We start from the raw sequence: 23,101 nt of genomic DNA on the forward strand, positions 1-23,101 counted from the left end.
TACGGCCTGCGCCGTGCACGCGGGCGCATGCGCTCGCGCGCCGCCGCCGCGTGCGTGTGCGCGCCGATTTCGCATGCGCCCGCCGTGCGCAGTCCTCCTCCCGGACGCCGCCTCGCGTCCGGCCCACGATCGACAGGAGTCCAGATGGAAGCAGACGACAGTAGCCGATTACCGCTCGCCGGCGTCATGCCGCGCGACGCGCGCGTCGCGTCGGCTGCGCCGGCGAGCGATCCCGATTTCCCACTCACTCAGCCGAACGCGCGCGACGCGAGGCGGCGGGAGACGCTCGGCCCTCGATGACGCCGGCGCTCCCCGCCCGCCGCGCGCGGCACACGGAGCGACCGATGACACGACGCACTCCTTCAAAAAACAAGCAACGCGGATTCCTCCATTACGGCGCGCGGGGCGACGGCGACGATCGCCGCCCAATGCGCATCGAATACGAATCCGCTCGACCGCTCGCCGACACGCTCGCCAATCTGCGCACGAGCGAGCGCGGCCTCACGACCGCCGATGCGAAGGACCGCCTGCTGTGCGACGGCCCGAACGAAATCGCACACGACAAGCCGCCGCACTGGACCCGGCAGCTGTTGAGCTCGTTCAACAATCCGTTCGTCTACGTGCTGCTCGTGCTCGCCGCGATCAGCTTCCTCACCGACGTCTACTTCGCCGAGCCGGACGATCGCGACTACGTCAAGATCACGATCCTGCTGTCGATGATCACGATCAGCGTGCTGCTGCGCTTCGTGCAGGAATTCCGCTCGCTGCGCGCGGCCGAAAAACTGAAGGCGATGGTCCGCACCACCGCGACCGTGCAGCGCCGCACCGACGATGCGAATGGGCCGATCAAGCACGACGTGCCGATGCGCGACGTCGTCGTCGGCGACATCGTGCATCTTTCCGCCGGCGACATGATCCCCGCCGACGTGCGGCTCATCTCGTCTCGCGACCTCTTCATCAGCCAGGCCGTGCTGACGGGCGAATCGCTGCCCGTCGAGAAATACGACACCCTCGGCGCCGTCGCGCAGAAATCCGCCGAACCGGCGAGCGGCCCCGGCGGCGGCGCGTCCCGCGCCGAGCACGCCGCACACGACGGCTCGCTGCTCGATCTCGCGAACGTGTGCTTCATGGGCACCAACGTCGTGAGCGGCACCGCGACCGCGGTCGTCGTCGCGACGGGCGCCGATACGTATTTCGGCGCGCTCGCGAAGAACGTCGTCAGCCACAAGCGGATCGAGACGAGCTTCGATCGCGGCGTATCCAGCGTCAGCTGGCTGCTGATCCGCTTCATGCTCGTGATGGTGCCTGTCGTCTTCATGATCAACGGCTTCACGAAAGGCGACTGGCTGAGCGCGCTCACGTTCGCGCTCGCCGTCGCGGTGGGCTTGACGCCCGAGATGCTGCCGATGATCGTGAGCGCGAACCTCGCGCGCGGCGCGGTCGCGATGGCGCGGCGCAAGGTCGTCGTCAAGCGGCTGAACTCCGTCCAGAACTTCGGCGCGATGGACGTGCTCTGCACGGACAAGACGGGCACGCTCACGCAGGACAAGATCATCCTCGAGCATCACCTCGACGCATCCGGCCGCAAGAACGAGGACGTGCTGCGTCTCGGCTGGCTGAACAGCTTCCATCAGAGCGGCCAGAAGAACCTGATCGACATCGCGATCGTCAATCGCGCGAACCAGCTCGGCGACTGGATCAAGCCGCAGGGCTATCGCAAGATCGACGAGCTGCCGTTCGATTTCGTGCGGCGGCGCCTGTCCGTCGTCGTCGAAGATCCGCGCGGCACGCACCTGCTCGTCTGCAAGGGCGCGGTCGAGGAAATGCTCGCGGTGTCGACGCATGTTCAGGACGACCAAGGCGTGCGCCCGCTCGATTTCGTCGAACGCAAGCGGCTGCTCGCGCAGGCGAGCGCGTACAACGAAGACGGGTTCCGCGTGCTGATCGTCGCGACCCGCGCGATTGCGCGCGGCGACGAACGCGAGCAATACCGGACGGCCGACGAGCGCGACCTCGTCGTGCGCGGCTTCCTGACCTTCCTCGATCCGCCGAAGGAATCGGCGGCGCCTGCGCTCGCCGCGCTGCGCGAGAACGGCGTCGCCGTGAAGGTGCTGACGGGCGACAACCCGACCGTCACGCTGAACGTGTGCCGGCAAGTCGGCCTCGAGCCCGGCAAGCCGCTCGTCGGCGCCGAAATCGAGGCGCTCGACGACGCGGCGCTCGAAAAGGCGGTCGAGCGCACGACAGTGTTCGCGAAGCTCACGCCGCTGCAGAAGGCGCGCATCGTGAAGGCGCTGCAGGCGAACGGCCACACGGTCGGCTTCCTCGGCGACGGGATCAACGACGCGCCCGCGCTGCGCGACGCCGACGTCGGCATCTCGGTTGACAGCGGCGCGGACATCGCGAAGGAAACCGCCGACATCATCCTGCTCGAGAAGAGCCTGATGGTGCTCGAGGAAGGCGTGATCAAGGGCCGCGAGACGTTCGGCAACATCCTCAAGTACCTGAACATGACCGCGAGCTCGAACTTCGGCAACGTGTTCTCGGTGCTCGTCGCGAGCGCGTTCCTGCCGTGGGAGCCGATGCTCGCCGTGCAGATGCTCGTGCTGAACCTCATCTACGACACGTCGCAGATGCTGCTGCCGTGGGACAAGATGGACCCCGAGTTCCTGAAGAAGCCGCGCAAGTGGGAAGCGAAGAACATCGGCCGCTTCATGCTGTGGGTCGGACCGACGTCCTCCGTGTTCGACATCACGACGTACGTGCTGATGTGGACCGTGTTCGGCGCGGGCGCGCTCTACCACGCGCAAGGCGGCGCCGCCGGCCAGCTCGTGATGAACTCCGGCTGGTTCGTCGAGAGCCTCGTGTCGCAAACGCTCGTCGTCCATCTGCTGCGCACGCAGAAGATTCCTTTCCTGCAGAGCACCGCATCGCTGCCCGTGCTGCTGTCGACGACGACCGCGATCGCGATCGGCTGCTGGCTGCCGTTCTCGTCGTTCGGGCAAGCGCTTGGCTTCATCCGCCTGCCCGGCGACTACTGGCTGTGGCTCGTCGCGACGATGGCCGGTTACATCGCGCTCGCGCAGATCGTGAAGACGCTCTACGTCCGTCGCTACAAGCAGTGGTTCTGACGCGACGCCTCCACGCTGCATCCGGCCGCGCGCCGCGCGCGCCGGCCGCTCGTTTCATCGAAGGTGACGATATGAAAAGAATACTTCCGCTCGCGGCCGCGGGCGCCCTCTTCACGCCCGCCGGCGCGCACGCCGACCACCCGTTCACGTCCGACGACACGAACACGCAGGGCGACGGCAACTGGCAGTACGAACTGAACGTCGAGCGCACGTCGAAGCAGCCCGACATCGGCCGCCAGCAGCTATGGAACACGACGCTCACGCGCGGCTTCGGCGAGCGCGTCGACCTGTACGTGCAGGCGCCGTACACGCACGTGCAGACGCGCTCCGACGAGCAGGGCTCCGGCTTCGGCGACGTCGAGATCGGCGCGAAGTGGCGCGTGCTCGAACATGGGCCGTTCAGCATCGCGGTGAAACCTCGCTTCACGATGCCGGCCGGCCACGACGCGCGCGGACTCGGCAACGGCCGCGTCAACGCCGGCGCGACGCTGCTCGCGCAGTACGACATCGCGCGCGTGCAGTTGCTCGCCAACGCGGGCCTCATGTACCAGTCGAATCGGCAGGACAACCTCACGTCGATCTGGCAGGCGTCCGGCGCGATCATCTATCGCGCGACGGACAAGCTGCGGCTCGGCATCGACATCGGCATCTCGCGCAATTCCGAACGCGGCGCCAGCGCGAATCCGGCGTACGTGATCGCGGGCGCGATCTACACGCCGCGCGACTGGCTCGATCTCGACGTCGGCTATCGGCGCGGGCTCAACGATCAGATCTACGATCATTCGTTGATGGCGGGGATCACCGTGCGGTGGTGAGCCGCGTAGCCGCGGCAGCGTGACGGCGGGGCGGGCTGTCGGCCGCCCCGCTCTCTTTTGTATCGCCGGGCTTGTATCACTGGCCTTGTATCACTGGCCTTATATCGCCGGCCCTGCTTCGCCGGTCTCGTTTCATCGCGCGAACCGCATCGCGCGTGCGTCGGCGCTTCGTGACGGCCGCGCGCCCTCCTTCGCTCATGCGAGCCACCCACAGCCGCGTCAGCCGTCGCCGCGCGCCGCCGTGCCGCCGCCGAAAAGCGCATCGCACAACTCGCGCCCCTGCGCGGTCAGCGCCGCGCGCCCCGTGCCGTCGTCGCGCATTGTCGTCTCGGTGAGGCCTGACGCGTCGAGCTGCGTCAACGTGCGTCGCAGCACGCTCATCGGCACGCGTGCGCGCTTGCCGAGCTTCGCGAGCGACCACGGCGCGCCGCGCGCGTCGTCGGCCGCTTCGCGCAATTGCAGCAGCACCGCGACGATCGCCGGATCGAGGCCGTCGTCGCCGTTCGGCGACGTCGAGCGTTCATCGCCTGCCGGACGTTCGCCCCGCTTACCGCTCTCGCCGTATTCACCGCATTCAACGCATTCAACGCATTCAACGAGTTCACCGCGTTCACCGCGCACGTCGCGTTCGTCGCCCATCGCATCCGTCATCGCCGCCTCGGCCGTCATCGCTTCGCACACACCGCGGCCAGCCTGCCGAGCGTCTTCACGGCCGCCTCGATCTGCGGCGACCACGGATAGCTGTAGTTCAACCGGATGCAATGCCGGTACGCGAGCGTCGTCGAGAACATGTGCCCCGGCCCGAGCGTGATCTTCTGCGCGAGCGCGAGCCGGTACAGCTCCATCGCATCGACGTCGTGCGGCAGCTCGACCCACAGCACGTAGCCGCCGCGCGGCTGCGACAGCCGCGTGCCGTCCGGAAAGAAGCGCCGCACCATCGCCGCCATCATGCTCGCCTGCTGCGCATAGAGCTTGCGAATCCGCCGCAGATGATGGTCGTAGCCATCGTGCTTCAGATATTCGGCGATCGCGAGCTGGTCGATCGCGGGCGTCGCGAGCGTGTTCAGGAACTTGAGCTTCTCGACGCGATCGCGGTAGCGCCCCGGCATCGCCCAGCCGATCCGGTACGCAGGCGACAGGCTCTTCGAGAACGACGCGCAATGCAGCACGAGCCCGCGCGAATCGAACGCCTTCAGCGTGCTCGGCCGCGCGGCGCCGTAATACAGCTCGTGATAGACATCGTTCTCGATCGCCGGCACGTCGTGCCGCGCGAGCAGCTCGACGAGCGCGCGCTTGCGCTCGTCCGGCATCAGGAAGCCGAGCGGATTCTGGAAATTCGGCATCACCATGCACGCGGCGACGCGCTCGCGCGCGAGAATCCGCGCGAGCGCGTCGAGGTCGATGCCCTCGCCCGGATGCGTCGCGACCTCGATCGCGCGCATCCCGAGCCGCTCGATCGCGTGCAGCATCGCGTAGAACGTCGGCGATTCGACCGCGATCGTGTCGCCCGGCTTCGCGACCGCCTGCAGGCACAGATTGATCGCCTCGGTCGCGCCGATCGTCACGACGATCTCGTCCGGATCGACCGCGACGCCGCCTTCCAGGTAGCGGCGCGCGATCTGCCGGATCAGCTCCGGATTGCCGGGCGGCAAATCGTCGATCACGCCCCAGCGCGTACGCCGCCGCGCGATCGCGTGCGCGTGCCGCGCGATGCGCTGCGCGGGAAACGGCGTCGCGTCCGGGTACGGCGAGCCGAGCGGCACCGCGTCGTCGCGCGCGATCGAGCGCAACGTCGACAGCACGAGCCGGCTCACGTCGACGGCCGACGGCACCGCGACGGGCGCCGACGCATGCAGCTCCAGCTCCGGCGCCTCCTGCCGCGCACGCACGAAGTAGCCGGACTGCGGCCGGCTTTCGATCGCGCCGCGGCTCTCGAGCACCAGATACGCGCGCACGACGGTCGTGACGCTCAGCCGGTGCTGGCGGCTCGCCTGCCGCACCGACGCAATCCGCTCGCCCGGCCGGTAGACGCCGCGCCGGATCATCGCGTCGATGTCGTCCGCCAGTTGTTCGTAGCGCTTCACCGCTCGCCCCGTTCATTCATTTGTCGATATGAAAGAGTACAGTTTATTGACGCAACGCACCAGAATTGCGAACTGTATTCTTTTTCTTTCCGGGGAGGTGTGCTCCCGGGCCGCGCCGCCGTGCGCGTACGCTTCGTTCCGTCGCCGTCCCCAACCGGCGCTCGGACTCTCGAAGACATGAAAATCAAGGAACCAGACGCGCGCATCGCGCCGTACGCCCACCCGGCGGGCGGCTGGGGCGCGCTCAAGTACGTCGCGATCAACCTGTTCAAGGAAAAGGTGCCGGGCGGCAACTACCGCGCGCTGCTGCGTCAGAACCAGCCGGACGGCTTCGACTGCCCCGGCTGCGCATGGCCCGACCGCGAGCATGCGTCGACGTTCGAGTTCTGCGAGAACGGCGTGAAGGCGGTGGCCGCGGAGGCGACCGCGAAGCGCGTGACGCCCGCGTTCTTCGCCGAGCACACGGTCACGTCGCTCCTCGATCAATCCGATTACGAACTCGAGCAGCACGGCCGCCTCACCGATCCGATGGTATACGACGCCGCCAGCGACCGCTACGTGCCGATCGCATGGGACGCCGCGTTCGAGCTGATCGCGAAACGCCTGCGCGCGCTCGACGATCCGAACCGCGCGGCGTTCTACACGTCGGGACGCGCGAGCAACGAGGCCGCGTTCCTGTACCAGCTGCTCGTGCGCTACTACGGCACGAACAACTTCCCCGACTGCTCGAACATGTGCCACGAGGCGACGAGCCGCGGGCTGCCGGCCACGGTCGGCGTCGGCAAGGGCACCGTCACGCTCGACGATTTCGAGCTGGCCGACACGCTGCTGATCTTCGGCCAGAATCCGGCGACGAACCACCCTCGGATGATGGGCGAGCTGCGCGCGTGCGCGAAGCGCGGCGCGACGATCGTATCGGTCAACCCGCTGAAGGAGCGCGGGCTCGAGCGCTTCGCGAGCCCGCAGCATCCGGCCGAGATGCTGACGCTGTCGAGCACGCCGATCGCGTCGACGTTCGTGCAGCCGCAGGTCGGCGGCGACTTCGCGCTGCTCAAGGGCGTCGCCAAGCGCGTGCTCGAGCTCGACGACGCGGCCCGCGAGCACGGCGACGCGCGCGTGCTCGACGTCGCGTTCATCGCCGCGCACACGGCGGGCTTCGACGCGTTCGCGGCCGATCTGCGCGCGGAAAACTGGGCCGCGCTCGTCGCGCAAAGCGGCGTGCCGCGCGAGCAGATCGACGCGCTCGCGCAAATCTACGTGCGCGGCGAGCGCGTGATCGCGACGTGGGGCATGGGCATCACGCAGCACAAGCACTCGGTCGCGACCGTGCACATGCTGTCGAACCTGATGCTGATGCGCGGCAACATCGGCCGTCCGGGCGCGGGCCTTTGCCCCGTGCGCGGGCACTCGAACGTGCAGGGCAACCGCACGGTCGGCATCGAGGAGAAGCCGTCCGACGCGTTTCTCGACCGGCTCGGCCGCACGTTCGATTTCGCGCCGCCGCGCGGCCACGGCTACGACGTCGTCGAGACGATCGAGGCGATGCTCGACGGCCGCGTCAACGTGTTCATCGGCCTCGGCGGCAATTTCGCGATGGCCACGCCCGACACGCCGCGCACCTGGCAAGGCCTGCGCAATTGCGGCCTGACCGTCCACGTCACGACGAAACTCAACCGCAGTCACCTCGTGCACGGCCGCGAAGCGCTGATCCTGCCGACGCTCGGCCGCACCGAGATCGATCGGCAGAACGGCGTCGCGCAGGGCGTGAGCGTCGAGGATTCGATGTCCATGGTCCACGTGTCGTACGGGATGAATCAACCGGCGTCGCCGAACCTGCTGTCGGAGATCGCGATCGTCGCGCGGCTCGGGCACGCGCTCTTCGGCGGCGACAAGATCGACTGGCTCGGCTACATGAACGACTACGCGAAGATCCGCGACGCGATCGAGGCGAGCATCGAAGGCTTCGACGGCTACAACGCGCGGATCGCGCGGCCAGGCGGCTTCCATCTGCGGATCGCGTCGCGCGAGCGCGAATGGCTCACGCCGAGCGGCCGCGCGAACTTCATCGCCCACGCGCTGCCCGCCGACACGCCGATCCAGCGCGCCCGCGCGCGCCACGGCAAGCGGCTGATGACGCTGATGACGACGCGCTCGCACGATCAGTACAACACGACGATCTACGCGCTCGACGACCGCTATCGCGGCGTGTTCGGGCAGCGGCGCGTGGTGTTCGCGAACCCCGACGATCTCGCGATGCTCGGCTTCGAGGCGGGCGAGCGCGTCGATCTCGAGACGGTGTGGGACGACGGCATCGAGCGGCGCGTCGAAGGCTTCCTGCTCGTCGCGTACGACATTCCGCGCGGCTGTCTCGGCGCGTACTACCCGGAGACGAATCCGCTCGTGCCGCTCGACAGCGTCGGGGACGTCTGCAACACGCCGACGTCGAAGTCGATTCCGGTGCTGATGCACCGGTGCACGGCCGACGCGCCGCGGGCGGCGTAACGCGGGCTCCGCATGATCGTCAGGCCGCGCGAGCACTGGTTCCGGATGCTGTTCGTCTGGAACGGTTCGGTGCTCCCATCGATACTGCCGCAGCTCGCGCTGATGAGCGCCGTGAGCGTCGTCGCGCTGCTGACGGACGGGCGCATTCTCGGCGAGAAGGTGCCGCTCAATCCGACGCCGTTCACGCTCGCCGGCCTCGCGCTCGCGATCTTCGCCGCGTTCCGCAACAACGCGAGCTACGACCGCTACTGGGAGGCGCGCAAGCTGTGGGGCGGCGTGCTGACGGCGGCGCGCGCGCTGACGTCGCAGGCGATCGGCTACGACGCGACGGCCGACGGCGCCGCGTTCGCGCGCGCCGCCGCGGGCTTCGTGCACGCGCTCAAGCATCAGTTGCGCGGCACCGATCCGGCGGACGACCTGCGCCGCCGCCTGCCCGCCGACTGGATCGCGCCGACGCTCGCCGCGCAGTTCCGCCCGAACGCGATCCTGCACGCGCTGCGCGGCCGGCTCGCCGACCGGCATCGTCGCGGCGCGCTGACCGACACGCAGCTGTGGATGCTCGACGCGCAACTCAACGAGCTCGGCGCGAAACTCGCGGGCTGCGAGCGAATCGCGTCCACGCCGATCCCGTTTCCGTATCACGTGCTGCTGCACCGGACCGTCTACGCGTACTGCGTGATGCTGCCGTTCGGGCTCGTCGATTCGATCGGCATCGCGACGCCGTTCGTCTCGGTTTTCGTGTCGTATACGCTGATCGCGCTCGACGCGATCGCAGGCGAGATCGCCGATCCGTTCGGCGACGGGCCGAACCATCTCGCGCTCGATGCGCTGACGCGGCAGATCGAGCGCTCGCTGCTCGAATTGGCCGGCCTGCCGCTGCCGGACGAAATGCGCGCCGGGGGGAGCCACCGGCTGACGTGACGGCGGCGATGCGCCGCCCGGACGCGGTGCCGATCGAATCGGCGCCTGCCGATCACGGCGACGCTCGCGCGTTGCTCAACGAGCGTCGCGAGTCAGCTTGATCAGCTTCGTGCCCTTGAACCGGCCTGCCCGATCGAAATCGAACGCGACATGGGCGACATGCTGGGTGCCGCACGCGTGACAGCCGTCCACGAGCTCGTAGGCGAACACGAAACGCTGCCCGTGCCCGCGCGTATCGGCCGCCGAGACGAAGCGCGCGCCGGCGCCCCGCATCTCGAGCGCGCGATACTTCTTCTTGAGTGCGCTGTAGCCCCGCGCACGACTGATATCGACCGAGTCGATCAACTCGGTCGTGACGAGCGGCGGCACGCCGTTCAGCAGCACGTACGCTTCGTTCGTGTTCGCCCGCCCCGGATAGGTGACCACGCCCAAATCGACACGCCCCATTTCCTTGAACGAACTCAGATATCCGCCGTCGTTGTCGGCCTCGAGAAATGCGATCGCCTGCCGGCTCGCGCCCGATTTCTTCAGATAGTCGATCAGGCAGGCCTGATTGCCGTTGCAGGTTCGCCAGCCCGAGAAATCGCCTCCCTTCGGGGGCGTCCATACGGTCGCGGGCGAGTATTCGTCCGCTTCACCGCCGATCGGCGCCGCCTGTGCGACCACGGAACTCAGCACGCCGAATAATGCGCATAGCAGAATCCGCTTTTTGAATTTTGTCATTGGGCCATCTTATAAATAAATAGAGTGAAATCGATGCATCGCCGAGGCCGCAGTTTCGGCCGCTTTTCGGCCGATTTCATCGATTCGGCGTCGATCGGACATCGGCGATCGATGATGCCATAGAATCAGAGTCGATCGCGCATACGACGCGTTTTATCCATGATTAGTCGATAAACAAGAATTCATCGATAACGATGCTTTGATCATTGGGACTACTGCGAGAAGCAATCGGGAGCCGACATCGGACATCGCGCCCGCGCCGATTGCCCCGATCGACACGCGATGCCGCGTCAATGGCACGCCGCCCAGATCAGATACACGTTCAGCGCGACGATCGTCGCGGCCGCCACGCTCGCCGCGACCCGCATCGGCATGCGCAGCGCGTAGTCGCCGAGCACCGCGCGCCGGCTCGACAGCAGCAGCAGCGCGACCATCGGCAGCGGCAGCACGAGGCTCAGCACGACCTGGCTCATCACCATCGCGCGCGTGACGTCGCAACCGAGCGCGACGATCGCGAACGCGGGCGCGATCGTCACGACGCGCCGCACCCAGATCGGCACCTGGCGTCGCAGGAAGCCCTGCATCACGACCTGCCCCGCGAGCGTGCCGACGACCGAGCTCGACACGCCGGACGCGAAGAGCGCGACGAGAAAGAGCGCGCCCGCCGCCGGCCCGAGCAGCGGAATCAGCGTGTGATACGCGTCGCCGATATCGGCCATGCCCGGCATCGTCTCGTGGAACGCCGACGACGCCATCATCACCATCGCGATGTTCACGAAGCCGGCCGCGCCGAGCGCGAGCGCCACCTCGCGGTTCGAGAAACGCAGCAGCAGCCGGCGCTCGCGATCGTCGCGCGGCGTCGTGCGCCGCTGCGTGAGGCTCGAGTGCAGATAGAGCGTGTGCGGCATGATCGTCGCGCCGATGATGCCGACCGCGAGCGTGAGCGCCGCGCCGTCCCGCAATTGCGGCGTGACGAGATGGTAGGCGGCCGCGTGCCAGTCCTGCGGCGCGATCAGCAGCTCGCCGAGATAGCTCGCGCCGATCACGCCGACCAGCGCCGCGATCGCGGCCTCGAGCGGCCTGAAGCCGCGCTTCTCGAGCGTGAGGATCGCGCAGGTCAGCACGGCCGTCGCGCCCATGCCGACGACGAGCGGCAGATGGAACAGCAGGCCGAACGCGAGCGCGCCGCCGAGGAATTCGGCGAGGTCGGTCGCCATCGCGGCGATTTCCGACGCCGCCCACATGCCCCAGACGACGGGCTGCGGAAACTGCTCGCGGCACAGCTCGGCGAGGTTGTGGCCCGTCACGATGCCGAGCTTCGCCGACATCGCCTGGAACAGCATCGCGATCACGTTCGCGGCCAGCACGACCCACAGCAGTTCGTAGCCGTATGCGGCGCCCGCCTGGATGTTCGTCGCGAAGTTGCCGGGGTCCATATAGCCAATCGACGCGATCACGGCCGGGCCGACGAACGGCAGCGCGGCCGCGACGCCCTTGCGGCGCCCTTCGAGCGCGTCGCGCGCCGCGCGGACGGTGCGCGAGCTCGCCTCGCCGGCCAGCGCGAATTCGCCTGCGGATTTGCTCATCGTGGTGGAGAAAAGCATGGTGTTTGTCCGTTCGAGTTCTGAAGCGTTCTGAAGCATTCCGAAGCGCTTGGAAGCGTTCGGAATGCGCGGCGCGGCGGGCCACGAGACCCGCCCGCCCCACGACCGCGCGGCGCGGCCGGCGCCGCGCTTACGCCGGCACCACGTCCGGCCGGTTGCGCGGAAAGCGCGCGATCACGTCGGGCGCGACGTTCAGATGCGCCTCGACGAGCTTCGGCGGCGTGTGCGCGAGCCAGTCGGACAACGACACTTCCGCGTAGCGGTCGGCCTTGAAGATCTCGAGGAACACGAGATCGGTCGCGCCCGTGTTCTGCACGTAGTGGCCGAGGCTCTTCTTCACATAGCCGACGTCGCCCGCGCGGAAATCGGCCGTCTGCGCCTTCGGGCCCGTGTCGAACACCGTCATCCGCGCCTCGCCCCGGATGTAGTACTGCCACTCGTCCGCGTTCGGATGCCAGTGCAACTCGCGCATGCCGCCCGGCTTCACCGTGACGAGCGCGGCGGCGATCGTCCTCGACACGTCGAAGTTCGCGCTGTCGACGATCCGCACCTCGCCGCCGCGCGTCTGCACGTTCGGCTTCATGTCGCCCATCGAGAAGATGAACGGATGCCTCGGCGCGCCGCGCGACGAAGCCGACGCCCGCTGCGCGTCGGCAAGCGGCCCCGGATCGTCGCCCTGGAAGATCCACAGGTCGTCGAGCGGAATGTTCGAGAACGCACCGGCGGGCACGCCGAAGTTCAGCGCGAGCACGTCGGGCGGCGTGTGGGCGATCCAGTCCGTCACCAGCAGCGTGTTGAATTCGGACGCGCGCCCGTTGTCGAACGCGAGCAGGAATTCGGCGCCGTCTACGCCGAGCCCCTGCAGCGAGTGCGGCAGCCCGGGCGGGAAATACCAGAGGTCGCCCGCCTTCACGTCCTGCACGGACGGTCGCCCTTCCTCGTCGAGCACGGTGATCCGGCAGCGGCCGTCGAGCATGAACGCCCATTCGGCCTGCTGGTGCCAGTGCATCTCGCGAATGCCGCCGCGCGTGAGCCGCATGTTGACGCCGGAGATCGTTTCGGAAATCGCGAAATCGTCCTGCGTGACTTCGCGCGCCCAGCCGCCGTTCTGAATTCGCTTGTGCGAATTATTGAATGACGCCCAGAAAATCGGCATTCCGTTGATATCGGTGGCCGGCGGATTCTGAATAGACGGAAATTCCTTCATCAGCGCCGGATTTTTCGGCCCGGGATCGGTCAGGCTCTGCGAATTGCGCGCATTCACCGCGCCCTCGGGCGGGCTGTCCGGATTGCCGAACGAAGCGGCCTTCGCGGAAACCGCGATGCCGGCTGCGGCGAGCGCGCCGGCCGTATTGGCGAGCATCTTGCGTCGGGACAGGTTCGTCATGTTCACCTCTTCGATCGTCTTAACAAAAAAATGAATGCCACGGAATATCGATTCGACTTTATTTAAATCGACATCCCGCCATGCAAGTTAAATACAAATAATAAAAAAAATTAAATGACTTGTTAACCTGAACCGATGAATTAATCTGATTCCCTTTAAGTTTGTAATATTCGGACGGCCGCGCGGCGGCGGTTGCCGCTCCGCGGCATCCCGGCCGCCGAGGTTTCTGAAACACGCCCGACAATGAGAGAATCGGGCTCGACACCCTTACCGACGGAGTCTCGATGAAGCACTTGCTGTCCAAGCTCGCGGCGAGCGCCGCGCTCGTCGCGCTGGCCCCCGCGTTCTGCGCGCACGCCGCCACCCCGCCCGGCATCTTCGTGATCGCGACGCAGCTCGGCGAGTTCACGACGCTCGATCCGAGCGAGATCTACGAGCTCGTGCCGTCCGAATACGTCGCGAATGCATATGAACGGCTCGTGCGCGTCGATCTGCGCGATCCGTCGAAGTTCGAAGGCAAGATCGCGCAGTCGTGGAGCGTCGGCGCCGACGGCACCACCTACACGTTCAAGCTGCGCGCCGGCCTGAAGTTCCACTCGGGCAATCCGGTGACGGCCGACGACGTCGCGTGGTCGCTGCAGCGCACGGTGCTGCTCGACAAGGGCCCGGCCGGCGTGCTCGCGGACCTCGGCCTCACGAAGGACAACGTCGCGCAGAAGGTGAAGAAGATCGACGACATGACCGTATCGATCCAGACCGAGCGCAAGTACGCGCCGAGCTTCGTGCTGAACGTGCTGAGCGCCGATCCGGCGTCGATCGTCGACAAGAAGCTGCTGCTCGCGCACGAGAAGAACGGCGACTTCGGCAATGCGTGGCTGAAGAACGCGGACGCGGGCTCGGGCCCGTACCGGCTCGTCAAGTGGACGCCGAACGAGAGCCTCGTGCTGCAACGCTTCGACGGCTATCGCACGCCTTATCCGATGAAGCGCATCGTGCTGCGGCACGTGCCCGAAGCGTCCGCGCAGCGCCTGCTGCTCGAGAACGGCGACGTCGACGCCGCGCGCAACCTGAGCCCCGACAGCCTCGACGCGCTGTCGAAGGCGGGCAAGATCAAGGTTGCGTCATGGCCCGTGTCCGCGCTGCTGTATCTGAGCCTGAACACGAGGAATCCGAATCTCGCGAAGCCCGAGGTGCAGGAGGCGATGAAGTGGCTCGTCGATTACGACGGCATCCAGCGCGGCATCGTCAGGACGACGTACAAGGTGCATCAGACCTTCCTGCCGGACGGCTTCCTCGGCGCGCTGAACGCGAATCCGTACAGGCAGAACGTCGCGAAGGCGAAGGCGCTGCTCGCGAAGGCCGGGCTGCCGAACGGCTTCGCGGTGTCGATGGACATGCCGAACGATTACCCGTACGTCGAGATCGCGCAGGCGCTGCAGGCGAATTTCGCGCAGGGCGGAATCAAGGTGAAGCTGATCCCGGGCGACGCGAAGCAGGCGATCGGCAAGTACCGCGCGCGCCAGCACGACATCTTCATCGGCGAATGGTCGCCGGATTACATGGACCCGAACAGCAACGCGCGCGGCTTCGCCTGGAATCCCGACAATTCGGACAACGCAACGCACAAGCTGCTCGCATGGCGCAACGGCTGGGACGTGCCGGAGCTGACCGCGAAGACCGACGCCGCGCTCGCCGAGCCGTCGACCGCGAAGCGCGCGCAGGAATATCAGGCGCTGCAGAAGGCGGTGCTCGCGAATTCGCCGTTCGTGATCATGTTCGAGAAGGTCGTGCAGGTCGCGACGCGGCCGGGCGTCACCGGGCCGGAGATCGGGCCGATCAACGATCTCGTGTCGTATCAGACGCTGAAGAAGTAGCGACGTCGGCGCGCGCGCATGCCCGTGCGGCCGTATGCCCGTATGCCCGCGTTGCCGCGCTCCGTCACGACGTCACGACGTCACGACGTCGCGATCGTCGCCGGTCTCGACATCCGGCATCGCATCGCCCCGCGTGTCAGTCCTGCCGGGAAACCGCGGCCCGCTCGCGGCGGCGCATGCGTTCGCCGCCGCGCCGCGAAACCCGCGCGCGCGCGTCACGTGCGCGGCGGCAGCCACTGCGTCTTGAACATCAGCGTGATGCGCATCGTCGGACATGCGCGCGACACGCCCCGCGCGACGTGATAGACGAAGCCCGGAAAGATCAGCAGCCGGTTCGGCTTCGGATACACGGCGCTCAGGATGTCGCTGCGGTCCTTGTTGAAGAGGACCGTCTCGCCGCCCCAATCGGGGTTCCAATGCTCGTGCGGATAATAGACCGCCGTGCACGCGCCTGCGGCGAGCGAATCCGCATGCACCGAACCGTCGGCGCCGTACGGCAGACCGTTCGCGTAGCAGCTCCGCAGCGCGTGCTGCTTCAGGTGCGTCTGCGCGAGCCGCCGCCAGCACGCGTGCAGCGGCGGCGCGGCGCGCGCCAGCTCGTCGGCGGCACCCGGCCCGACATGCGGCTGCGCGGGGTCCGTCGCACCCGCGAAATGCCGGTTCCAGAAAGGCTGCGTATCCGCGCCGCCGTGCGAGCGCCAGCCGTGACGCCACTCGCCCGTCGACAGAAACCGGTAGATCTCCGCGTGCTCGCGCGGCGGCAGCAGATCGTCGACGATCGTGATGTCCTGCCACGCGTGCGGCGCGCGCGGCGGAGTTGAAATGTCCATCGTGTCTCCGTGAATGTCGATGACGGCTCGATGCGACGCGCGCGCCGCCGAAGCTGCCGCGCACGCGCCGCCTGATGCCTGATGCCTGATGCCTGATGCACGACGCGCGGAACGCGGGCCGGCCGTCCCCCGCGCCGCGCGCGTCAGAACTTCCAGTGCAGGCTGCCTTGCACCGCATGCTCCGATTGACGGCTCGCGAGCGACCCGGCGTAACCGATGCGCAGCAGCCCGTTCTTGCCGAGCTCGAGCCCCGCGCCGAGGTTCAGCACCGCCGCATCCTTCGCGACCGGCACGCTCGACACGGAGAACGCGCTGCTTCCCGTCACAAACGCGAGCGAGCCGACCGGCTGGCCGCCCGTCAGCGCGTGCTGCCATCCGGCACTGCCTTGCAGCGTCAGTTGCAGCCGCGGCGTCAGGCCGACGCGCGTCTCGCCGCGCACGCCGAGCGTCGAGAACGTCACGTCGTGATTGCCTTCCAGAACGCGCAGCGCCGCCGCGCCGCCGGTTTCGGTCGTCCCCTGATTCTTCAGATGCACGTACGCGAGGCCGAAGAAAGGCTCGAGCGTCCCGGCGGCGCCGAGCGCGAATCGGTAGCCGGCTTCGCCGAACACTTGCGTCGACTCGGCGTTGAGCGTCGTCGTCTCGCTCTCGGCCGCCGCGCCGTATTGCACGGCGCGGTCGACGCCGCCGCGGTGCCACGCGTGCGCCGCGCCGACGCGCACGCCGAATGCGCCCGGCTGCCAGCCCGCATACGCGCCGACGTGGAAGCTGTCGAACGACGCGGACGACGGCTGATTCCTCAGGTTCACGCCGGTGTGACCGTAGCCGGCGAAGCCGCCCGCGCGCACGCCGTCGCGCAGCGCCGCGTCCGCGCCGGCGAGGAAGCCGCCCGTCGAGCTCGTATAGCCGTTGACGTCGCCGCTGCCGCTCGCGCTGCCCCACGAGCCGAGCAGGCGCGCCCACGCACCCGGGCGAGCCGGCGCGCCCCGCACCGTCCACAGCCGGTCGAGCGCCGCGTCGCGCACCTGTCGGCTCTCGTTGATGAGCGCCGCATAGGCGGCCGGGTAGATCTCGCCCGTCAGTTGCGCGAACGTCGCCTGCGGCGCTTGCGCCGACGCCGCGAGCAGCACGCTGTTGTAGACGGCGCTGCCCGGATTCACCGTCTCGAGCGCGGCGGCGACGCTGCGCTCGTTGGCGGTGCGCGCGACGCTCGCGAACGGCGTCGCATTGCGATCGATCGTGAGGCTTACGCTCGTCGGCCCATAAGCCAGCACCGGATCGACGAACAGATAGCGGCCCGGCGCGTCGAAACGGCCTTCGACGCCGCCCGCCGCATTCAGGATCTCGAAGCGACGCCCGAGCACCGAGCGCGACTGCTCCGGCGTGAGCGCAGGCGGCGCGTTCTCGAGCGCGAGCGTCACCGCGCCGCCGTCGATCCGCGCGCGGCCGCCCGCGACGATCCGGTCGCTCGCGCCGCCCGGCGCCACCTCGACCGCATAGGTCGAGCCCGGCGCGAAGCGCGCGTCGCCCGACACCGTCAGCACACCGACCGAATGGCCGGGCGCGACAGTGCCGTTGGCCGCGGCCGTGAGCGTGCGCACCGTGCCGTTGCCGTTCACGATCCCGCCGTTGCCGACCGACACGTCGCCGCTCGCGCCGTCGAGCGACGCCCGGCCGCCGTCGACCGACACGTCGGCGGTGCGGCCCGTGATCGCCGCGACGCCGAGCGCGCCCACCGCGACATTGCCGCTCGTGCCGCCGAGCGACGCAAAGCCGCTCGCGACGCGCACGTCCGCCGTCGTGCCCGTCACGGCCGCCTGCCCCTGCCGGTCCACCGACAGGTTCGCGCTCGTCCCCGCGATCGTCGCGACGCCGCCGTTGACCGCGATGTCGGCCGCGCGGCCGTTCACCGTGAGCCGGCCCGCCGGATTGACGACGGCGCCCGCCGCGATCGATCCGTCGATCCTCAATTCGCCGCCGTCGACGGTCGTGTGCCCGCGATAGGTGTTCGCGCCCGCGAGCGTCAGCGTGCCGCCGCCCGACTTCACGAGGCTGCCCTGATACTCACGCGCCTGATACGCCGCCTCGCGCGCGACCCCGAGCGCATAGTCGATCCTCTCGCCATCGCTCGCGCCGGCGGGCAGCCCGCGCTCCCACCCCTTCGTCTTCAGCGTGTCGAGCCATGCCCGATGTTCGGCGTCGTCCTCCAGCTTGCGCGCGGCGAGCGCGACGTCGGAGATGTCGTTCGACCACACGTCCGCGACGCCCGACGGCAGCGCCGCATTGAACGTGCCGAGCAACTGGCCCGGCCCGTTCATCGCCTTCTTCAAGTCGACCAGCCCCCAGCCGCCGAACCCGTTCGGCACGTTCGACGCGCCCGGCTTCGCCGGATGCACGGTCGAGAACAGCCCGTTGTTCGTGTAGTCCGGCCGGCTCGGGTCCGGCTCCATGTTCTGCGCGGTCGTAAACAGCACGGACAGCGCCTGCTCGCCCGTCATGTACGGAAACCGCTCCATGATCAGCGCGAGCGCCGCCGACGCGTGCGGCGCGGCCGCCGACGTGCCGTTGAAGTTCGCATAGGTCGCGCCCGTCGGCGCCGCCGCGCCGCCCGTGTACGTCGTCGACGGCACGCCCGTCGGCGCCATCACGCACCACCATTTCGCTATCCCGCACTGGTTGTAGACCTGGCCGCTCAACTCGTCGTAGCCCGTCGTCGTCATCCAGCGCCCTTCGAGCTCCGGATGGAAGTACGCATACGCGCCGCGCAGGCTCGCGTTCCCGTAGCCGGTGTTGCCCGAGCTGAAGTTGTTGATCACGCCGTCGCGCGACACCTTCGCCGCCGCGTCGAGCCACGTTCCCTGGCCGGTGGCGGTGCGCACCGCCTCGTGCAGCTTGTATGCGTCGGTGACGTTCGCGAGCGTGCCGTAATTCTCGTCGACCGGCTGCGAGCCCCAGCTGTTGCTGATGATGCGCACGCCCTTCGCGGCGAGCGCGTCGTAGACGTCGGCGAAGTACTTCGCGTCCGACGCGGGGAACTTCGGATCGGACACGCCGAACCGGAAGCCGTCCGTCGCGTTCGTGTTGCCGACGTACACCGTCGCGTCCGGCGCGACGCCTTGCATGCCGACGCCGTCGCGCGCCCCGCCGACGACGCCGCTCACGAGCGTGCCGTGGCTGTTGTTGCTCGGGTTCAGCACGCCGGAGACGCCCGCCGCCGTCACGGGAACGAACCGGCTGCCGGGCAGCTCCGGATGCTGCGCGTAATAGCCGGAGTCCAGCACGCCGATCGAGACGTTCGCGCCGGTGTAGCCGGCCGCGTACGCGTACTCTGCGTGCATCGCGCCGAGCCCCCATTCCTTCGTGAATTCCGGCGTGCGCCAGCTCGCCGGATCGCCGCGCCGGCCCGGGTCCTCGTATGGCTCGGCCTGCGCCCAACCTGGGCGGGCAACGGCCGCGGCGGCCGCGACGACCACCGGGACCAGCAGCTTCGACCCGGCGCGCTTCATCGTTTTCGAATTTTTACGCCGGGCCATTCGGTTTCTCCTCGATTTTCAATTTATTCTTCCTGCCAATATGGATCATCGGTTTTCTCCTTTTTATTTATTGGCGGCGCAATTGCGCCGCCTCGCTCTCTTCGCACGCATGCCGGGCCATGCGACGACCGGCCTTGTCGCCGCAGCGGCCCAATCCGGCGCGGCGCGCGCCCATGGCCAATTGTTCACCGCGCCGAACCGGCATCGCCGCTCCGCTTATTCCTTCACGGAAAAACGATTAAACGGGCGATGATTTTAATTTCAATGTAATGTTCAGTAATGCAATAGAAATGAGACACGAACAAAATCATCTGCGCAATACTTCGCATGGCGATTCATCGCGTCGGATTCGGGTCGCCGATAATAGAGCACTATGAATATACGGATTCGATAGATTTTTTGATGTGGCGCGCGTTATTTTGTTTTTGTTAGATAAATGTCATGTCTATCAATTTCGACAGCTAATTAACAGCGCATCCATGCCCCCCGCCTTCGTCCAGACCGTCGAAGCACGTTTTGCCGAGCTCACGCCCACGGCGAAACGCATCGCGAGCTACATGCTCGCGAACCTCGAGCGGCTCGGCCTCGAAACCGCGGACCAGATCGCCCGCCAGGCCGGCACGAGCGGCATCTCGGTCGGACGCTTCCTGCGCAGCGTCGGCTACCGCAACCTCGACGACCTGAAGCGCGAGCTGCGCGGCACGGCCGAGCGCTCGTGGATGATCACCGACCGCCTCGACGAATACCGCCGCGTGACGGGCGCGTTCGCGCCGGCAAGCGCGCGCGCGGCGCCGGACGGCGCGCACGCCCCGCTCGACGACGCGCTCGCGCGCGAGCTCGACGCGATCCGCCATGCGTACCGGCTCGCGCGCACGCCGGCGTTCGCGCAGGTCGCCGATCGCGTCGCGCGGGCCGACGCGGTGTTCATCCTCGGCATCCAGTCGACGCGCGGGATCAGCAACGCCTTCCACAGCTATCTCGAATACCTGCGCCCGCGCGTGTTCTATTCGGACGGCATGTCGGGCTCGTACGTCGATTCGCTGAACTCCGAATTCGCCGATCGGTACTGCATCGTCACCGACACGCGCGCGTATTCGCGGATCGCGCGGCGCTATTGCGAGGCCGCCGCCGCGCGCGGCGTGCGCTTCGCGCTCGTCACCGACGTCTACTGCCCGTGGGCGCGCGAGCTGCCGTGCGATCTGCTTCAGGTGAAAACCGACGTCGGCCAGTTCTGGGATTCGCTCGCGCCGCTCACGTGCCTGTTCAACCTGCTGATCAGCGCGGTCGTCGACCGGCTCGGCGATGCAATCGACGCGCGCGTCGCGCGCAACCGCGAACTGCAGCGCGCGCTCGATCAATTCGAATCTTGAAGCCGCCGGAGACGCCGCCCGTGAAGACCTCCGCCCATCGCCTCGTCGAGATCACGCCGGACACGCACGGCGTCGACATCGATCTCGTCTACGCGACCTGCCGCAACCTCACCGGCAAGCCGATCTACCGGCGCTCGCACTGCCTGCTGCTCGAGCCGGCCGAAGCCGCGCTGCGCCGCGCGGTCGCGGTCGCCGCGCAGATCGGCCTGCGGCTGCGAATCTTCGACGCGTACCGGCCGCCGCGCGCGCAGCAGGTGCTGTGGGACTTCCTGCCCGATCCGAACTTCGTCGCCGATCGCGGCCGCGGCTCGAACCACAGCCGCGGCGCCGCGCTCGACCTGACGCTCGTCGACGCGAACGGCGCCGCGCTCGACATGGGCACGGGCTTCGACGAGATGGTCGCCGCGTCGAACCACTTTCACGACGGCCTGCCCGAGCCCGTGCAACGCAACCGGCTGCTGCTGCTCGGCGTGATGCACGCGGCGGGCTTCACGCACATCGCGAGCGAGTGGTGGCATGACGAGCTGCCGGGCTCGCGCGCGCTGCCGCTGATCCATGACGACGCGAGCGCGCCGTGGCGGTTGATGTGACGCCCGCCCGCGATACATGCGATACATGCGATACATGCGAAGCGCATGCGGCGCGCGACGCGGCCCGCCCCCGCGCCGGAGCCGCCGCCCTCACCTCGAATCCCTGCCCCATGGAGCGCGTATGAAACTCTCGATGCCCAAGCTCGCCGTGGCGCTCGCCGCTGCCTGCGCGTTCGCCGCCGTCCCGGCGCTCGACGCGCGCGCTGCGCCCCCGAAGGACATGTTCGTGATGGCCACGCTGCTCGACGAATTCATCTCGCTCGACCCGGGCGAAATCTACGAGCTGGTGCCGCAGGAATACGTCGCGAACACATACGACCGGCTCGTGCGGGTCGATCTCGCCGATCCGTCGAAGTTCAACGGCGACGCCGCCCAGTCGTGGACCGTGAGCCCGGACGGCCTCACGTTCACGTTCAAGCTGCGCGCCGGCCTCAAGTTCCACTCGGGCAATCCGGTGACGGCCGACGACGTCGCCTGGTCGATCCGGCGCGCGGTGCTGCTCGACAAGGGGCCGGCCGCGGTGCTCGCGGGCATCGGCCTCACGAAGGCGAACGCGCTCGCGAACGTGCAGAAGCTCGACGACGTGACGGTGTCCGTGACGACCGACCGCAAGTACGCGCCGACCTTCGTGCTGAACGTGCTCGGCTCGTGGCTCGCGTCGATCGTCGACAAGAAGCTGCTGCTCGCGCACCAGCAGGGCAGCGACTTCGGCAACGGCTGGCTGAAGACCCGCGAGGCCGGCTCGGGCGCGTACCGGCTCGTCAAGTGGACGGCGGGCGACAGCATCGTGCTGCAGCGCTACGACGGCTACCGGCTGCCGCTCGCGATGAAGCGGATCGTGCTGCGGCACGTGCCGGAGGCGGCGAGCCAGCGGCTCCTGCTCGAAAGCGGCGACGTCGACGCGGCACGCGACCTGAGCCCGGACGATCTCGCGGCCGTCGCGAAGAGCGGCAAGGCGAAGGTGACGCCGTCGCCGCAAGCGACGCTGCTGTACCTCGGCCTGAACACGAAGAACCCGACGCTCGCGAAACCCGACGTGCAGGAAGCGCTGAAATGGCTCGTCGACTACAGCGCAATCCAGAGCCACGTCGTGAAGACGACGTACAAAGTCCATCAGACGTTCATGCCGGAGGGCTTTCTCGGCACGCTGAACGCGAATCCGTACCGGCTCGACGTCGCGAAGGCGAAGGCGCTGCTCGCGAAGGCAGGCGTGCCGAACGGCTTCACTGTGACGATGGACGTGCGCAACGACTATCCGTACACCGAAATCGCGCAGGCCGTTCAGGCGAACTTCGCGCAGGCGGGCGTCAAGGTGCAGTTGATTCCGGGCGACAACAAGCAGACGCTCGCGAAGTACCGCGCGCGCCAGCACGATATCTACATCGGCGATTGGTCTGCGGATTACATCGATCCGCACAGCAACGCGCAAGGCTTCGCATGGAACCCGGACGATTCCGATCAGTCCAGCTACAAGATGCTCGCGTGGCGCAACGGCTGGAACATCCCGCGGCTCACCGCGCAAACCGACGCGGCGCTCGCGGAACCGTCCGCAGCGAAGCGCGCGCAGTCGTATCAGGCGATGCAGAAGGAGGTGCTCGCGAAATCGCCGTTCGTGATCCTGTTCGAGAAAGTCGCGCAGGTCGCGACGCGGCCCGGCGTGAGCGGCCTCGAAGTCGGCCCGATCAGCGACCTCGTGTCGTATCGTAATCTGAAGAAGCAGTGACGCCGCACCGGAAC

General features: G+C 67.9%; 16 protein-coding genes. 9 read left to right on the forward strand and 7 right to left on the reverse strand.

Features of this window, described 5'->3' with window-relative positions; genetic code table 11:
- Positions 1-344 precede the first annotated feature (344 nt).
- Both mgtA and WS78_RS24840 read left to right on the forward strand, forming a co-directional pair.
- Positions 345-3,131, forward strand: coding sequence for a magnesium-translocating P-type ATPase (gene mgtA, locus WS78_RS24835; protein WP_059582421.1), 2,787 nt, complete (start codon positions 345-347; stop codon positions 3,129-3,131).
- A gap of 71 nt (positions 3,132-3,202) precedes the next feature.
- Positions 3,203-3,946, forward strand: coding sequence for a transporter (locus WS78_RS24840; RefSeq protein WP_059582426.1), 744 nt, complete (start codon positions 3,203-3,205; stop codon positions 3,944-3,946).
- Between the two features lie 219 nt (positions 3,947-4,165).
- On the opposite strand, the gene WS78_RS24845 is transcribed toward WS78_RS24840, so the two are convergent.
- Both WS78_RS24845 and WS78_RS24850 read right to left on the reverse strand, forming a co-directional pair.
- Positions 4,166-4,597: a DNA-binding protein gene (locus WS78_RS24845; protein WP_226377306.1), complete on the reverse strand. Its 432-nt coding sequence runs from the start codon at positions 4,595-4,597 to the stop codon at positions 4,166-4,168.
- A 14-nt stretch (positions 4,598-4,611) separates the two neighbouring features.
- Positions 4,612-6,030, reverse strand: a complete 1,419-nt coding sequence (locus WS78_RS24850; RefSeq protein ID WP_038746896.1) for an aminotransferase-like domain-containing protein — start codon at positions 6,028-6,030, stop codon at positions 4,612-4,614.
- A gap of 177 nt (positions 6,031-6,207) precedes the next feature.
- Between WS78_RS24850 and WS78_RS24855 the strand changes: the two genes are divergently transcribed.
- A complete protein-coding gene (locus WS78_RS24855; protein WP_059582429.1) occupies positions 6,208-8,532 on the forward strand; it encodes an FdhF/YdeP family oxidoreductase in 2,325 nt (774 codons plus the stop codon).
- A gap of 12 nt (positions 8,533-8,544) precedes the next feature.
- Positions 8,545-9,453: a bestrophin family protein gene (locus tag WS78_RS24860; protein WP_059582434.1), complete on the forward strand. Its 909-nt coding sequence runs from the start codon at positions 8,545-8,547 to the stop codon at positions 9,451-9,453.
- 75 nt (positions 9,454-9,528) lie between these two features.
- On the opposite strand, the gene WS78_RS24865 is transcribed toward WS78_RS24860, so the two are convergent.
- From WS78_RS24865 to WS78_RS24875, 3 genes are all read right to left on the reverse strand, one after another.
- A complete protein-coding gene (locus WS78_RS24865) occupies positions 9,529-10,176 on the reverse strand; it encodes a hypothetical protein (protein ID WP_059582438.1) in 648 nt (215 codons plus the stop codon).
- Between the two features lie 290 nt (positions 10,177-10,466).
- On the reverse strand, positions 10,467-11,780 hold the full coding sequence (locus WS78_RS24870; RefSeq protein WP_197419462.1) for an Nramp family divalent metal transporter: 1,314 nt from the start codon (positions 11,778-11,780) through the stop codon (positions 10,467-10,469).
- A gap of 130 nt (positions 11,781-11,910) precedes the next feature.
- Positions 11,911-13,167 carry an oxalate decarboxylase family bicupin gene (locus tag WS78_RS24875; RefSeq protein WP_038746910.1) on the reverse strand — a complete coding sequence of 419 codons (1,257 nt, stop codon included), beginning with the start codon at positions 13,165-13,167 and terminating at the stop codon, positions 11,911-11,913.
- 284 nt (positions 13,168-13,451) lie between these two features.
- Here WS78_RS24875 and WS78_RS24885 point away from each other — a divergent pair, with 284 nt between their 5' ends.
- Positions 13,452-15,041: an ABC transporter substrate-binding protein gene (locus WS78_RS24885; RefSeq protein ID WP_038746912.1), complete on the forward strand. Its 1,590-nt coding sequence runs from the start codon at positions 13,452-13,454 to the stop codon at positions 15,039-15,041.
- Positions 15,042-15,256: 215 nt separating this feature from the next.
- Here WS78_RS24885 and WS78_RS24890 read toward each other — a convergent pair whose 3' ends face one another.
- Together WS78_RS24890 and WS78_RS24895 are read right to left on the reverse strand one after the other, a co-directional pair.
- The gene (locus WS78_RS24890) at positions 15,257-15,871 is read right to left on the reverse strand and encodes a 2OG-Fe(II) oxygenase (RefSeq protein WP_059582446.1); all 615 of its coding nucleotides are present in this window, start codon (positions 15,869-15,871) and stop codon (positions 15,257-15,259) included.
- 143 nt (positions 15,872-16,014) lie between these two features.
- Positions 16,015-19,344: an autotransporter domain-containing protein gene (locus WS78_RS24895; protein ID WP_226377320.1), complete on the reverse strand. Its 3,330-nt coding sequence runs from the start codon at positions 19,342-19,344 to the stop codon at positions 16,015-16,017.
- On the opposite strand from WS78_RS24895, the gene WS78_RS37795 reads away from it, so the two are divergent.
- The 4 genes from WS78_RS37795 to WS78_RS24910 all read left to right on the forward strand — a co-directional run bounded on the left by WS78_RS37795 (position 19,232) and on the right by WS78_RS24910 (position 23,087).
- Positions 19,232-19,657, forward strand: a complete 426-nt coding sequence (locus tag WS78_RS37795; protein WP_226377339.1) for a hypothetical protein — start codon at positions 19,232-19,234, stop codon at positions 19,655-19,657. The genes WS78_RS24895 and WS78_RS37795 overlap by 113 nt on opposite strands.
- Positions 19,658-19,883: 226 nt before the next feature.
- Positions 19,884-20,774 (forward strand): sap1 transcriptional regulator SapR, encoded by an 891-nt coding sequence (sapR, locus tag WS78_RS24900; RefSeq protein WP_059582455.1) that lies wholly within the window; start codon positions 19,884-19,886, stop codon positions 20,772-20,774.
- 20 nt (positions 20,775-20,794) lie between these two features.
- The gene (ddpX, locus tag WS78_RS24905; protein ID WP_059582564.1) at positions 20,795-21,364 is read left to right on the forward strand and encodes a D-alanyl-D-alanine dipeptidase; all 570 of its coding nucleotides are present in this window, start codon (positions 20,795-20,797) and stop codon (positions 21,362-21,364) included.
- 121 nt (positions 21,365-21,485) lie between these two features.
- Positions 21,486-23,087: an ABC transporter substrate-binding protein gene (locus tag WS78_RS24910; protein WP_059582460.1), complete on the forward strand. Its 1,602-nt coding sequence runs from the start codon at positions 21,486-21,488 to the stop codon at positions 23,085-23,087.
- The last annotated feature ends 14 nt before the right edge of the window (positions 23,088-23,101 follow it).

This window comes from Burkholderia savannae, from assembly GCF_001524445.2.
In the GTDB taxonomy this organism is placed as follows: Bacteria; Pseudomonadota; Gammaproteobacteria; order Burkholderiales; family Burkholderiaceae; genus Burkholderia; species Burkholderia savannae.

Coding starts and splice junctions, on each gene's coding strand:
- sapR (WP_059582455.1), top strand. CDS start 19,884: ATGCCCCCCGCCTTCGTCCAGACCGTCGAAGCACGTTTTGCCGAGCTC.
- WS78_RS24865 (WP_059582438.1), bottom strand. CDS start 10,176: ATGACAAAATTCAAAAAGCGGATTCTGCTATGCGCATTATTCGGCGTG.
- WS78_RS24890 (WP_059582446.1), bottom strand. CDS start 15,871: ATGGACATTTCAACTCCGCCGCGCGCGCCGCACGCGTGGCAGGACATC.
- WS78_RS24875 (WP_038746910.1), bottom strand. CDS start 13,167: ATGACGAACCTGTCCCGACGCAAGATGCTCGCCAATACGGCCGGCGCG.
- WS78_RS24845 (WP_226377306.1), bottom strand. CDS start 4,597: ATGACGGATGCGATGGGCGACGAACGCGACGTGCGCGGTGAACGCGGT.
- WS78_RS24870 (WP_197419462.1), bottom strand. CDS start 11,780: ATGCTTTTCTCCACCACGATGAGCAAATCCGCAGGCGAATTCGCGCTG.
- WS78_RS24855 (WP_059582429.1), top strand. CDS start 6,208: ATGAAAATCAAGGAACCAGACGCGCGCATCGCGCCGTACGCCCACCCG.
- WS78_RS24910 (WP_059582460.1), top strand. CDS start 21,486: ATGAAACTCTCGATGCCCAAGCTCGCCGTGGCGCTCGCCGCTGCCTGC.
- WS78_RS24885 (WP_038746912.1), top strand. CDS start 13,452: ATGAAGCACTTGCTGTCCAAGCTCGCGGCGAGCGCCGCGCTCGTCGCG.
- WS78_RS24840 (WP_059582426.1), top strand. CDS start 3,203: ATGAAAAGAATACTTCCGCTCGCGGCCGCGGGCGCCCTCTTCACGCCC.
- WS78_RS24860 (WP_059582434.1), top strand. CDS start 8,545: ATGATCGTCAGGCCGCGCGAGCACTGGTTCCGGATGCTGTTCGTCTGG.
- mgtA (WP_059582421.1), top strand. CDS start 345: ATGACACGACGCACTCCTTCAAAAAACAAGCAACGCGGATTCCTCCAT.